Annotated in this window: 15 protein-coding genes; 10 read left to right on the top strand and 5 right to left on the bottom strand. The window is 42.1% G+C overall.

Going from position 1 to position 13,785, the window contains the following annotated elements:
- The first annotated feature begins 2 nt into the window (after positions 1-2).
- The 3 genes from rnfB (at position 3) to ACIRUQ_RS06870 (ending at position 2,250) form a co-directional block, all read left to right on the top strand.
- Positions 3-812, top strand: coding sequence for an RnfABCDGE type electron transport complex subunit B (rnfB, locus tag ACIRUQ_RS06880; RefSeq protein ID WP_021739970.1), 810 nt, complete (start codon positions 3-5; stop codon positions 810-812).
- A gap of 290 nt (positions 813-1,102) precedes the next feature.
- On the top strand, positions 1,103-1,945 hold the full coding sequence (proB, locus tag ACIRUQ_RS06875; RefSeq protein WP_021739969.1) for a glutamate 5-kinase: 843 nt from the start codon (positions 1,103-1,105) through the stop codon (positions 1,943-1,945).
- Positions 1,946-2,019: 74 nt separating this feature from the next.
- The gene (locus ACIRUQ_RS06870; RefSeq protein WP_022036737.1) at positions 2,020-2,250 is read left to right on the top strand and encodes a DUF896 domain-containing protein; all 231 of its coding nucleotides are present in this window, start codon (positions 2,020-2,022) and stop codon (positions 2,248-2,250) included.
- A gap of 270 nt (positions 2,251-2,520) precedes the next feature.
- Here ACIRUQ_RS06870 and ACIRUQ_RS06865 read toward each other — a convergent pair whose 3' ends face one another.
- From ACIRUQ_RS06865 to ACIRUQ_RS06845, 5 genes are read right to left on the bottom strand one after another with little or no spacing between them, the layout of a single operon-like run.
- Positions 2,521-3,177, bottom strand: a complete 657-nt coding sequence (locus tag ACIRUQ_RS06865) for a PHP domain-containing protein (protein ID WP_022036736.1) — start codon at positions 3,175-3,177, stop codon at positions 2,521-2,523.
- Between the two features lie 43 nt (positions 3,178-3,220).
- Entirely contained in the window at positions 3,221-3,565 is a 345-nt protein-coding gene (locus tag ACIRUQ_RS06860) for a hypothetical protein (RefSeq protein WP_022036735.1), read from the bottom strand.
- The gene (locus tag ACIRUQ_RS06855; protein ID WP_055289048.1) at positions 3,562-4,866 is read right to left on the bottom strand and encodes a [Fe-Fe] hydrogenase large subunit C-terminal domain-containing protein; all 1,305 of its coding nucleotides are present in this window, start codon (positions 4,864-4,866) and stop codon (positions 3,562-3,564) included. The genes ACIRUQ_RS06860 and ACIRUQ_RS06855 overlap by 4 nt, the downstream gene beginning before the upstream one ends.
- A gap of 2 nt (positions 4,867-4,868) precedes the next feature.
- Positions 4,869-5,297: an anti-sigma regulatory factor gene (locus ACIRUQ_RS06850; RefSeq protein ID WP_021739961.1), complete on the bottom strand. Its 429-nt coding sequence runs from the start codon at positions 5,295-5,297 to the stop codon at positions 4,869-4,871.
- Positions 5,290-5,646, bottom strand: coding sequence for a DRTGG domain-containing protein (locus tag ACIRUQ_RS06845; RefSeq protein ID WP_021739960.1), 357 nt, complete (start codon positions 5,644-5,646; stop codon positions 5,290-5,292). Before ACIRUQ_RS06845 ends, ACIRUQ_RS06850 begins: the two co-directional genes overlap by 8 nt.
- 322 nt (positions 5,647-5,968) lie before the next feature.
- On the opposite strand from ACIRUQ_RS06845, the gene ACIRUQ_RS06840 reads away from it, so the two are divergent.
- From ACIRUQ_RS06840 to ACIRUQ_RS06810, 7 genes are all read left to right on the top strand, one after another.
- The gene (locus tag ACIRUQ_RS06840; protein ID WP_154301415.1) at positions 5,969-6,409 is read left to right on the top strand and encodes an NAD(P)H-dependent oxidoreductase subunit E; all 441 of its coding nucleotides are present in this window, start codon (positions 5,969-5,971) and stop codon (positions 6,407-6,409) included.
- On the top strand, positions 6,409-6,972 hold the full coding sequence (locus ACIRUQ_RS06835) for an ATP-binding protein (RefSeq protein ID WP_022036733.1): 564 nt from the start codon (positions 6,409-6,411) through the stop codon (positions 6,970-6,972). Before ACIRUQ_RS06840 ends, ACIRUQ_RS06835 begins: the two co-directional genes overlap by 1 nt.
- A gap of 17 nt (positions 6,973-6,989) precedes the next feature.
- Positions 6,990-7,364, top strand: a complete 375-nt coding sequence (locus ACIRUQ_RS06830) for a ferredoxin (RefSeq protein WP_022036732.1) — start codon at positions 6,990-6,992, stop codon at positions 7,362-7,364.
- Positions 7,365-7,379: 15 nt separating this feature from the next.
- The gene (nuoF, locus tag ACIRUQ_RS06825; protein WP_055289046.1) at positions 7,380-9,170 is read left to right on the top strand and encodes an NADH-quinone oxidoreductase subunit NuoF; all 1,791 of its coding nucleotides are present in this window, start codon (positions 7,380-7,382) and stop codon (positions 9,168-9,170) included.
- A gap of 14 nt (positions 9,171-9,184) precedes the next feature.
- On the top strand, positions 9,185-10,930 hold the full coding sequence (locus ACIRUQ_RS06820; RefSeq protein WP_022036730.1) for an NADH-dependent [FeFe] hydrogenase, group A6: 1,746 nt from the start codon (positions 9,185-9,187) through the stop codon (positions 10,928-10,930).
- Positions 10,931-11,138: 208 nt separating this feature from the next.
- A complete protein-coding gene (locus ACIRUQ_RS06815) occupies positions 11,139-12,677 on the top strand; it encodes an MBOAT family protein (protein WP_021739952.1) in 1,539 nt (512 codons plus the stop codon).
- The gene (locus ACIRUQ_RS06810) at positions 12,664-13,770 is read left to right on the top strand and encodes a hypothetical protein (protein WP_022036729.1); all 1,107 of its coding nucleotides are present in this window, start codon (positions 12,664-12,666) and stop codon (positions 13,768-13,770) included. Before ACIRUQ_RS06815 ends, ACIRUQ_RS06810 begins: the two co-directional genes overlap by 14 nt.
- Positions 13,771-13,785: the final 15 nt, after the last annotated feature.

The following is a 13,785-nucleotide window of genomic DNA, read 5'->3' as shown; positions in this document are numbered from 1 at the left end:
AGATGAGCGTTTCAGCAATTATTATTGCCGCTGTTGTAGTCGGCGGTACAGGTATTGTCATTGGTATTATCCTTGGGATTGCCGGTGAGAAATTCAAAGTAGAAGTAGACCCGAAAGAGGAAGAAGTATTAGCAGCTCTTCCGGGAAATAACTGTGGTGGTTGTGGTTTTGCCGGATGTTCCGGTCTTGCTGCAGCGATTGCAAAAGGCGAAGCAGAAGTTGGTTCCTGTCCAGTTGGTGGTGCTGCAGTAGCAGCAAAAATCGGTGCGATCATGGGTCAGGAAGTTGGTGAATCTGTTCGTGAAGTTGCATTTGTAAAATGTGCAGGAACATGTGAGAATGCAAATGCAGATTATGAATACTATGGAGTAGAGGATTGCTCCATGATGGCTTTCGTACCGAATGGCGGACCGAAAAAATGTAATTTTGGATGTCTTGGATTTGGTGAGTGTGTGAAAGCTTGTCCGTTTGATGCAATTCATATCAAAAATGGCGTTGCAGTTGTTGATAAAGAGCAATGTAAAGCCTGCGGTAAATGTATCAAAGCCTGCCCGAAGAACCTGATCGAACTTGTGCCGTATGATGCAAAACATATCGTACAGTGTAGTTCCCAGGATAAGGGTAAACAGGTTATGACTGCTTGTAAAGTTGGTTGTATCGGATGTAAAATGTGTGAGAGAGTCTGTGAGTCAGGCGCTGTTACGGTAGAGAATAATATCGCACACATTGATCAGTCAAAATGTACCGGATGTGGCGCATGTGCTGAGAAATGTCCGAAGAAGATTATTACAGGCAAAAAGGTTACTGCTTAAGAATTTGTTCAAGTCGAACGCACGTGAGACTTGGTGCGTGATTCTGGCCAGCGAAAGCTGACATATTGTTCTCAGAATCACTGCACATCTACACTACAAATGCTGCCCTGAGTATTCAGGGCAGCATTTTTTGAGTGCGCTATATGAGTATTGACAGAAATTACATTACCGATGTATCATAGAACATAAGAGTGTCAACGATGGAAAAGCATTCTATAAAGGAAATTTGTATTACATATGAATGGCACAGTGCGTGAGAAATTACATCATCATAAGAGGAGCAGATACAAATGAATGTAAATGATTATTTTAAATATAAAAAGCGAGTCGTAGTCAAAATCGGTTCTTCGTCCTTACAGCATCCACAGACTGGAAGTATGAACCTGATGAAAATTGAAAAGCTGGTGCGGGAACTTTGTGATCTGAGAAATCAGGGGATGGATGTCTGCCTGGTAAGTTCCGGTGCTATCGCAGTGGGGCGTCAGGCCATCGGACTACAGAACCGCCCGGAAGATATTTCTACAAAACAGGCGTGTGCAGCTGTTGGACAGGCCCGGCTAATGATGACATATCAGCGGATGTTTGCGGAGTACAATCAGACAGCCGGACAGATTCTTATGACAAAGGATACAATGTTAGAGGAAGAATCCTGTCAGAATGCGCAAAATACGTTTGAAGAAATGTTTCGACTGGGGATTATTCCGGTTGTCAATGAAAATGATACCGTATCCACTTATGAGATGCATTTTGGTGACAATGATACACTCTCTGCTATCGTAGCATCTCTTACAGGCGCAGACTTACTGATTTTGCTATCTGATATTGACGGTCTTTATACGGATGACCCACGAAAGAATCCGGAGGCAACATTGGTAGAGTGTGTGGAAAAAATGGATGCACATTATGATGCTATGGCAAAGCAGTCCACAGGAAGTGATGTGGGAACCGGTGGGATGGCGACAAAACTGTCAGCTGCCCGCATTGCAACCGCATCCGGCACAGACATGATCATTGCAAATGGCAAAGATGTGGGAATTATCCATCAGATTATCAGTGGTACGTTTCGTGGAACCTTATTCCGTGCACAGAACGATGAGACATTTGATATTCATGCATATCTGCAGAATCGGTAGAGTTTCGAGTACAGAGTAAGCATAAATATCCTGAAAGTGATAGAAATGATACGATTAAGAAGGAGGAATAACAGATGAGTATGACAGATGAAAAAGTAAAACGAATCAATGAATTATATCATAAAGCAAAAGCAGAAGGTCTGACAGAGACAGAGAAAAAAGAACAGGCATTATTGCGAGAAGAATATATCGCTTCTTTTCGCAAAAATCTGCGCAGCCAGCTCAATCAGATTGATATTCAGAACACAGATGGTTCTGTAGAAAATCTGGGTGAGAAATATGGAAAAAAAGTAATTATTGAGTAACGTATCCGAAATGAAGTGTAGATGCGCAGTGATTCAGAGACGAATATGTCAGCTTACGCTGACCGGAATCACGCGTCAAATCTTACATGCGTTCATGAGTAAGTAGCGAAAGCGGATTGTGAATGTCCGCTTTCGCAATAAGGAAAGCTGTAAAAGAGAAATGGTGAGATGATATCACCGGTCTGTTTTACAGCTTTTCTTGTTTAAAACTTCCTGCCTTTTGTTTTTTATCAATGCTTTTTGCAATGCCGGAATGCAGACCGTCAGCAGTCAGATCCGGGTTTGAATTGCTGCCAGAAGATCCTCCGGAGTGGTACCGGTGGTCTGCAGGGTATAAATCGGCTCATGGATTGCGTTCAGATCATGGGCATCGGAGCTGCACAGGTGATTGCAATGCTGCAGATAGGGGAATTGTTGCTGAAGCAATGGCCAGTCCGCATCATTTTTTATTTCTGCACAGGAAAAGCGACTGTCTTCCGGAATAAAACCAAGATTTCCGAGAAGACTGGTACTTGGTTTGTTAATGTGAGCAGGAACCATAATGCCGTCAAACTGCTGTACCAGATCATATACGGAAGAGAAAGGAATATCCGTGGCTGAGATTAGCAGACGATTTTCCTGCCCCAGTATCTGATCTTCTTCATCGCAGATGCGTTGTTCGCCAAACAAAGCCGGTTTGTTTGGAATGTGTGGCAGATGTGATGATACATAGGAATCAAAATTCATGGCTGCATTCAGCTGTGGAAAATAGCACAGTACATGAACTTCTTCTGCAGTGGTCAGTTCCATTCCAGGCAGAAAAAGAATTCCGTACGCATTCGCTGCTTTCTGGATTGCAGGACAGTTTTTGCATGAATTGTGATCTGTCAGTGCAATCAGATCCAGACCAATGATTTTTGCCATGCCTGCAATGGTGGCAGGAGTCATTTCATTGTCTCCGCAGGGGGACAGACAGGAGTGGAGATGCAGATCATAAGTCAGGGTTTTCATGCAGTTTTTTATAAACCTCCAGGGCAGTAGTGAAGATTGGTTTTGCTGTTCGGAGTACATTCATATTTTCGCTGACCGCTTTCAGCTTCATGTTTTCATCAATGGAAACATTGTGACAGAGAATTACGCAGGCACATTCCGTTAGAGAGGCCACTGCCAGGGTGTTCATGTTGCTCATAACAGTGCACCAGGCAGAAGTAGCCGGTGCATTTCCCATGGCAATACTGAGCAGATCGCAACAATACGGTTCAGAGATTACAGCCTCCGGATCACCAAGATGTACGATTTCATAATTGTCCGTAAGGGTCAGTTCTTTTACAGTCATAATTCTTTTTCCTCCTTTTTCCCGGTGTGCTTTTTCCATTGTTCCCGCATCAAATAGATACAGTCTTCCTTGCGGGCGGAATCTACGCCTTTTACAATATCTTCGGCCAGGGCTTTGCAGGTCGGAGAACCGCAGGAACCACAATCCAGTCCGGGAAGTTCCTTTAGGATTTCCTGGCTTTCCAGAATTTTTTCCATACTTTCAAAAATATTTGCTCCCAGAGTGTACACAGGTTCATAAGCTACCGGTTCGGTCCAGCCAAAAATTTCAGGTGGTTCTTCCTGAAAATCCGCACAGTGCATCCGAAGTACCGGTTCGTATTTGGAAGATTGTTTTACTTTTGCTTTGGCAATATAGGGATTTTCTACGGTCAGAACGCCACCAACACAACCGGCGCTGCAGGCATTCAGCTCTACAAATTGCAGTCCCGGTAAGATTTTTTCATCTTCCAGATCTTCCAGTACACGGATTACATTTTCGATGCCATCGGCAGCCAGGTAATGATCGGAGATAATGCCATAGGCTTCGCCGCCACTGATGGCCCAGCCTTTTCCAATACGGCCGGAGAGTGTATAGGAAACCTTATTGTCCAACTGTTTCTGTGCTTCTTTCATATGAGAGAGCAGCAGCGGATAGATATCTTTAATGGCTAGTACCGCATCGACATTACTTTCGCGCATGCCCAGTGGATCATGGATAAATGTGATTTTGGAAGGGCAGGGAGACAAAAAAATGATGCCAATGTCGGATGAATCCAGACCGGTTTTGGCTGCGGCTCGTTTCCGGGCAATAATAGCTGCAGCTTCCATCGGTGGCAGAATTGGCAGCAAATGTGGAATTAATCCCGGAAAACGTACACGGATCAGACGTTCGACTGTCGGGCAGGCAGTGCTGATCAATGGGTAAAGTTCCGGATGTTCGCTGATATACTTTCGGGAAAGTTCGGAGATGATCTCTGCACCGGCACTTACTTCAAACACATCATCAAAGCCGGCCAGAACCAGTGCTGTCAGGATGATATTTGTGTCCTTGACATTATTGAACTGGCTGTACAGGGAAGGTGCCGGAAGTGCCACCGTATATTTATAATCTTTTAAAACCGGAATAAAATCCCGTTTTGTATGCTTGGCGTGATGTGGACAATGCCGGATACATTCGCCGCAGTCAATGCAAAATTCATTGATGATATGTGCTTTTCCGTCTCTGACGCGGATGGCCTGTGTAGGACATCGTTTCAGGCAAGTGATACATCCGGTACATTTGTCACTGTCCAGATAAACTGAGTGAAAAAATTTATTCATGATCAGATCGTCCTTATATAGATAGTCATGGTGACGGTAGTCCCGACACCAATGGAAGTGTCGATATGCATTTCATCGGAAGAACGCTTCATGTTTGGAAGTCCCATACCGGCTCCGAAACCAAGATTCAGGACCTCTTCACCGGCGGTGGAATATCCCTCCTGCATAGCAAGCGGCACATCAGGGATTCCGGGACCGTGATCCGTCAGCACCATGACAACTTTATCCGGAAAGATATCTACGTCGATGATACCACCGTTTGCATGGATTACCATATTGATTTCTCCTTCATACATGGCAATGGCACAGCGGCGGATGATATCTGCATCCAGGTTCATTAGTTTTAGTGTCTGCTTTAAAGCACTGCTTGCTTCACCGGCCAGGGTGAAATCATCACCATCCACGGTGTATTGATAATGTATACTAGGCATCGTTTCGGCTTCCTCCCCGTAGTCCTGCATGATATAAAATGCCGCAGGCATCAAACATAGTGTGTTCCGTGGTCAGAACAGTTATGCCGAGATTTTCAGCCATCTGCAGCATCTCCGGCTGAGGTTGTTTGCCCCGTACAAAGACCAGACAGACAATATCAAGCATCTCAGCGGTGCGGATGACCTGCAGGTTATTCAGACCGGTCAGTAATAATGCATCTTTTTTGATAAATGCCAGAACATCACTCATCATGTCAGATCCACAGACACTTTCAATGGTGTGCTCAAGGTCCGGCGTGTCAGACAGAGAAGTGGCTTCCAGCAGCGAAATGATTTGTGCGATCGTCATAGCAGCCTCCAAAATTTCTGATTTTGTACTTTTTTAAATGCACAATATTTTTGAATTAGTATAGCATGTAATTTGTTATATTTCAACAAAAAAGACTTGTTATTTTTATAACATACTTGCACATGTATTGCAGTTTGAACAATTATGTGATAAAAAGTATATAAATTATACAAACCTAACCAGAAAAAATTGTTGATTATTGTGAAAACAGATGGTAGTATAAAAGACAGATGTATTAAAAAAAGTACATTGGATATTAGGAGGGATAATTTTGGAAAAAACAAAATCTGTTCCGTTTAACGGAACACAGGAACAGGAAGCGATGCTGCATGCAGTCATCGACGAACTGCGCGAAGATAAAGGCTGTTTGATGCCGATCATGCAGAAGGCGCAGGAAATCTACGGCTATCTTCCATATGAAGTTCAGAAAATGATCTCAGATGAACTGGATGTGCCAATGGAAAAAATCTACGGAGTAGCAACCTTTTACTCCCAGTTCAATTTATATCCGAAAGGACAGTACAAAATTTCTGTATGTCTCGGAACAGCCTGCTATGTAAAGGGCTCAGGTGATATCTATAACAAGCTTATGGACATTCTCGGAATTGCCGGTGGTCAGTGTACTGCTGATGGAAAATTCTCTCTGGATGCCTGTCGTTGTATCGGTGCCTGTGGTCTTGCGCCGGTTATGATGATCAATGATGATGTGTATGGTCGTCTGACTCCGGATGAGCTGGATGGTATTCTGGCAAAATACATGTAATGTTACCGGAAATATCATTAAATATTCTGGATATCTCACAAAATTCCATATCCGCAAAAGCGACACAAATTAAAATCATGGTTTGGGTAAATACGTTTAAACAGCAGATAAAGGTTCAGATCAAGGACAACGGAACAGGAATGGATGCAGAGACAGTGAAGCGGGTGACAGATCCTTTTTATACTACAAGGACTACCCGGAAAGTCGGACTCGGAATTCCGTTTTTTAAACAGGAAGCAGAATGTACCGGCGGCTCATTTTCCATATCATCCGTGTTGGGTCAAGGGACGGATATTCAGGCGATATTTTGTACCGATCATATTGACTGTATGCCGCTTGGAAATCTTAATGAGACCGTTTATTCACTGATCGTGATGCATCCGGATATTGAATTTTATTATGGCTACCAGGTGAATGAGGCAGAGTTTCATCTGGATACGAAGGAAATGCGGGAAATGCTTGGGGATATCCCTTTGGATACACCGGAAATTTCTTCCTTCATCAGAGATTATCTGGAAGAAAATGAATCGGATATTAATAGAATGCAGAATTACCCCGGGTAATTCGAAGGAGGGATCATATGAAATCATTAGAAGAATTGAAAGCCATTCGGGATAAAATGAAAGGGCAGATCGGAATGCGTTCTGAACATGCAGATAATACACGTGTTGTTGTCGGCATGGCTACCTGTGGAATCGCAAGCGGTGCGCGTCCGGTTTTAAATCTGCTCGTAAAAGAAGTAGAAGATAGAAAATTGGAGCATGTGACAGTCACCCAGACCGGTTGTATCGGATTATGTCAGTATGAGCCGATCGTAGAAGTATATGAACCGGGCAAAGAAAAAGTAACGTATGTGAAAGTAAACGAAGAAAAAGCAAAAGAAATTTTGGAACAGCATCTTGTAAGAGGTCAGGTGTTGGATAAATATTTACTTCACGTAGATGAGAATATGTAATGGGGGTGTGACTAAATGTATCGTTCACATGTATTAGTCTGTGGAGGAACCGGATGTACTTCTTCCGGAAGTCAGCAGATTATTCAGACTTTAAAAGAGGAATTAAAGAAAAATAGATTACAAAATGAAGTAGCGGTTGTTAAAACAGGATGCCATGGTCTGTGTGCAGAAGGACCGGTTATGATTGTTTATCCGGAGGCAGTGTTTTATTCCAAAGTACGTCCGGAGGATGTTGAGGAGATTGTTTCCGAGCATTTATTAAAAGGTCGTATCGTGGAACGTCTCGTATACCATGAGGCTCAGGCGCCGGAAGGAATCAAATCCTTAAATGAGACAACTTTCTATAAAAAACAGCACAGAATCGCATTGAGAAACTGTGGTGTCATCAATCCGGAAAGCATTGATGAATATATTGGAACCGGCGGCTATGAAGCACTTGGAAAAGTTCTGACAGAGATGACTCCGGATGAAGTTATCCAGACAATTTTAGACAGTGGTTTAAGAGGACGTGGTGGTGCAGGATTCCCGACTGGTCTGAAATGGAGATTTGCTTCCGGAAACCGTGGAAATGTGCAGAAATATGTCTGTTGTAATGCCGATGAGGGAGATCCGGGTGCATTTATGGATCGTTCTGTTCTGGAAGGTGATCCACATGTTGTACTTGAGGCTATGGCTATTGCGGGCTATGCTATCGGTGCAGATCAGGGTTACATTTATGTGCGTGCAGAGTATCCGATCGCGGTAGAACGTCTGCAGATTGCGATTAACCAGGCAAGAGAATACGGACTGCTTGGCAAAAATATTTTTGAGAGTGGATTTGATTTTGACATCGAACTTCGTCTCGGTGCGGGTGCGTTTGTCTGTGGCGAGGAGACCGCACTGATGACATCCATCGAAGGAAACCGTGGCGAGCCGCGTCCGAGACCGCCATTTCCGGCTGTTAAAGGATTGTTTGCGAGTCCGACCATTTTAAATAACGTTGAGACATGGGCTAATATCCCGCAGATTATCATCAACGGACCAAAGTGGTTTGCTTCCATGGGTACAGAAAAATCCAAAGGAACAAAAGTATTTGCACTTGGTGGAAAAATCAATAATACCGGACTGGTAGAAATCCCGATGGGAACGACATTGCGTACTGTTATTGAAGATATCGGCGGTGGTATTCCAAATGGCAAGAAATTTAAAGCAGCTCAGACCGGTGGACCATCCGGCGGATGTATCCCTGCAGAGCATTTTGATATTCCAATCGACTACGATAACCTGATCAGCATTGGTTCAATGATGGGATCCGGCGGTCTGATCGTTATGGATGAAGATACCTGTATGGTAGATATTGCAAAATTCTTCCTGCAGTTTACCGTAGATGAATCATGTGGTAAATGTACGCCATGTCGTGTCGGAACGAAACGTCTGCTGGAGTTATTAGAGAAGATTACAGACGGACGAGGAACCTTAGAGGACATCGATAAGATGGAAGAGCTGTGCTACTACATCAAAGACAATGCACTCTGTGGTCTGGGACAGACTGCACCGAACCCGGTTCTCTCTACCCTTCGTTACTTCCGTGACGAATATATTGAGCATGTCGTAAACAAGAGATGTCCGGCTGGTGTATGTAAGAAACTCATTACATATAAGATTGATCCTGTGAAATGTAAAGGTTGTACATTATGTGCACGTAACTGTCCGGTAGATGCTATCGAAGGTCAGGTAAAAGTGGCACACAGCATTGACACAAGTAAATGTGTGAAATGTGGAACCTGTATCGATAAGTGTCGTTTTGGCGCTATTTATAAAGAGTAACGGAGGAATCAATCATGGAAAATATTACAATTAAAATAAACGGAAGAGAGGTATCCGCACCGCAGGGTTCCACGATTCTTGAGGCGGCTCGCCTTGCACAGATTGAAATCCCGACGTTATGTTACCTCAAAGAAATCAATGAGATCGGCGCCTGCCGTATGTGTGTGGTGGAAGTAAAAGGGGCTCGCAGTCTGGTGACAGCCTGTGTATATCCAATCAACGAAGGAATGGAAGTTTGGACAAATACACCGAAGGTTATTGCGTCCAGAAGAAAGACATTACAGCTTCTTTTATCCAATCACGATCGTAAGTGTCTGTCCTGTGTCCGCAGTGGTAACTGTGAACTTCAGACATTATGCCGTGAGTACAAAGTAGATGATGAGGCTTACTATGATGGTGAGCGTAATAAATATGAATTGGATACCAGTGCAGCCCATATGGTGAGAGATAATAACAAATGTATTTTGTGCAGACGGTGCAGTGCAGTTTGCGAAAAAGTACAGGGTGTGGGTGTCATCGGCGCAAATGAGCGTGGATTCAAGACTTATATCGGAACTGCATTCGATATGGATCTTGGTGATACAAGCTGCGTATCCTGTGGACAATGCATCGCAGTATGTCCGACAGGTGCACTATATGAGAAAGATAATACGGAAGAAGTATTTGCAGCCATTGCTGATCCGGAGAAATATGTGATAGTTCAGTGCGCACCGGCAGTCCGCGCAGGACTCGGGGAAGCATTTGGCATGCCGATCGGTACTGATGTAGAAGGTAAACTGGCAGCAGCACTGCGCAGACTTGGCTTTGATAAAGTATTTGATACCACATTCTCTGCCGATCTTACCATTATGGAAGAAGCGCATGAATTCCTGGATCGTGTACAGAATGGTGGCGTATTACCGCTGATCACTTCCTGTTCTCCGGGTTGGATCAAATACTGTGAGCACTATTTCCCGGAAATGACAGAGAATTTATCTTCCTGTAAATCTCCGCAGCAGATGTTTGGTGCCATTGCCAAATCCTATTATGCAGAGAAAATGGGAATCCCGAAAGAAAAAATGGTGGTTGTCAGCGTTATGCCTTGTACTGCAAAGAAATTTGAAATCGGTAGAGAGGATGAGAACGGTGCAGGTGTTCCGGATGTAGATATCGCTATCACAACAAGAGAGCTTGGCCGCATGATCGAACGTGCAAGTATCCGTTTTACAGATCTTCCGGACGAAGAATTCGATATGCCGTTGGGTCTTGGAAGCGGAGCAGCAGTCATTTTTGGCGCAACCGGTGGTGTTATGGAAGCAGCTCTTCGTACTGCAGTAGAAAAACTGACCGGCGAAGAACTTGCAAAACTTGATTTTACGGATGTACGTGGTATCGAGGGAATCAAAGAGGCTGTTTACAATGTAGCAGGTATGGATGTGAAAGTTGCGGTTGTTTCCGGATTGAAAAATGCAAAAGAATTGTTGAAGAAAGTAAAATCCGGTGAGGCAGAGTATCATTTTATTGAAATTATGGGCTGTCCTGGCGGATGTGTCAATGGTGGCGGTCAGCCGCAGCAGCCGGGATATGTACGCAATACCGTGGATATTCGTGCAAAGCGTGCGGAAGTACTTTATAACCTGGATAAAAAGAACAAAATCCGTAAATCACATGAGAATCCGGCAATCATTGAATTATATGATACGTATCTGGGTGAACCGGGCAGCCATAAAGCACATGAGCTGTTACATACCACTTATGTAAAACGTACCGTAAATAAATAGATTTAATAATGATTTATATCTCTTTTATGAGAGGATACGAATGTTTATAAAAGGAGTCGTTGCATTTGCAGCGGCTCTTTTTTTACTATGAAAAAAGAAATGACAGAAGTACATTGAGAAAGGATACAATAATTATAAGAAAAAATTAAAAGATAAAATGTCATATTTGTGCTAAAATGATTCGAGAAGTATTGAAGGAGAGTTTTTTATGAATTTATTTTCAGCTGCATTTATTATATTTATAATTGCTTTGTTAGTACTGTATTATACTATATTTCGAAAGAAACAGTGGGTCTGCCTGCTTCTGTTCAGCATTGCATTTTATGCTTATTCGGGTATTTCCAATTTGATTTTTATGGCAGTTACCGGAGTGAGTGTTTTTATGGGTGGCATATGGCTGATGCGATTTTCTGACCAGTATCATAAAATCCGAAAAGACAAAAGCATTGACAGAGCCAGAAGAAAGGAAATAAAAGCTGCATTTGATAAGAAACGGAGAATGATTCTCTGGACAATCATTGTTATTAATTTTGGAATGTTGGCAGTATTGAAATATCTGCATCCTTTTTTTGAAGGTTTTCTAATACCGTTGGGCATTTCTTTTTATATGTTTATTTCCATAGGATATCTGGTAGACATTTATTTTGAAAAATATGAAGCGGAAAAGAATCCTTTTCGTTTTTTGCTGTTTGTTTCATTTTTTCCGCAACTGATTCAGGGACCGATCAATCGGTATGATCAGATGAAAGAGCAGTTGTATGGCAGACACACGCTGGATTGGTATCGTTGCAAAAGAGCGTTGATCTTAATTCTGTTTGGATTATTAAAAAAATATACAATTGCAAATCTGCTGGTTCATGAAATTGCAAATATTTTGGATGCACCTACGGAAAAAACACCGGGTTCTGCAATCGTGTTTGCAATCTTATTGTATTCTGCACAGCAATATGCGGATTTTTCCGGTGGCATCGATATCGTTATGGGTGTTGCTGAATTGTTTGGAATTAAAATGATGCCAAACTTCAGGCAGCCGTATTTTTCCGTTTCATTGGGAGATTTCTGGCGGAGATGGCATATTTCTCTCGGTGCATGGATGAGAGATTATGTATTCTATCCGTTTGCACTTACGTCACCTATGCAAAAATTTGGAAAATGGGCGAAAAAGCATCTGAATGTTCATTTTGGGCGTGTACTTCCGGCATCTATTGCAAATATTCTGGTATTTTTCCTTGTTGGTATCTGGCATGGTTCCCAATGGCATTTTATTTTCTGGGGACTTTATAATGGTATAGTAATTGCTGTTTCGGATATCTGTGCACCGTTGTTTGCAAAAATAACAGAAAGATTGCACATTAATGTGAAAAGTAAGGCGTTTTATCTGTTCCGGATAATCCGTACTTTTATAATTGTAAATATTGGATGGTACTTTGACCGGATTTATGACATCAGAGACTGTTTTCTGTGTATGAAAAACACAATTTTCAATTTTCAGATGAGCCAATTGGATGAATTTCTGGGACCGATACTGAAAATAATGCCAACGAAAGCGTATGTCATCGTGACTGTGGCATTGTGTATTGTCTTTGCTGACAGTGTTATAAAAGAAAGAGGAAAGGATGCCATCACGTTATTGGATAATCGACCGTTGGTATTGCGCTGGCTGCTTTATTTTGGAATGATTTTCATGATTTTAGAATCGTTTAATTTTGCAGTTGACGCAGGAGGTTTTATGTATGCGAATTATTAAGGGTATAAAAGTGATATTATTTGTCATTCTGTTCATATTGATGAATTTGTTGCTGAGTTATTTTCTTGTGAAAGCAAATGGCCCAAGTGAAGTTATGTGGAAGGATTTCCGTAAAACAGAAAAAATAGATACGGTATATTTAGGTTCTTCGTTTTCACAGATGACATTTAATCCATATATTATAGATGAAAATACCGGATGGAATTCTTTTAATATGGGAACGCCGGGGCAGCCATTGGATCAGACCAAAGAAGCATTAACGGCAGCCATTCAGGAAAAACATATAAAAAGAGCGGTACTGATCTTCGGAATCCCATCTCTGGAGCTGACGCAGAATGCAAATGCAAGAGCTACTTTCGCAAGAGCAAGAAACTATGGGTGCTCATTGTTGGAAAAACTGAGACTGGATTGGAATTATGTAACAAACAGTGAAAATTTCAATACAGAAGCTTCATTGACATATTTTTTCCCGTGGGTCTATAATGGAGTTGATTTTGAACCGAAAAAGATTGCAGAAAATCTGAAAATCAGGAAAGAAAGCAAAGATGCGAATGCCAGTTCAAAAAAAGTGGCTGGATATATGGAATATATCGGAAAGGGATATGCGTATTCCAGTGGTGTTTTAGATTACAATACTGCTGCTGAAAATAATACGAAAAAGGCTTATTCAGGAAAAATTTCTGATAAGGCTTATAAGGAATTAGAGGCTATGTGCAAACTCTGTCAGGAAAATGGAGTAGATCTTATGGTTGTGAATACGCCAAAAGCACCGTATGATATTGCGGCATATGGCGCAGACGATTATTTTGCGATCAACCATAAAATCACTGGTATATGCAGTAAGTACGGTGCTGATTATTATGATTTTAATCTGGTAAAACCGGATCTGTTTTCCATTTGTCCGGAGTATCTGTCAAATTTTGAACATTTAAATAAAACCGGTTCTGAGGTTTTTTGTAATGCTTTTTCAAAATTTGTATTAAGCCGTGAGGCGGGAGAGGATATGTCTCAATATTTTTACAGTGAGGATGCTTATATGGAATCTGTCAAAGATATTGTAGCATCCTATCTTCCGGGATATGATAATAGATAGAAAAAAGAGGAAACA

The organism is Eubacterium ramulus (assembly GCF_045002895.1).
Classification (GTDB): Bacteria; Bacillota; Clostridia; order Lachnospirales; family Lachnospiraceae; genus Eubacterium_I; species Eubacterium_I ramulus.
This window is presented reverse-complemented; position numbering and strand designations above follow the sequence as displayed.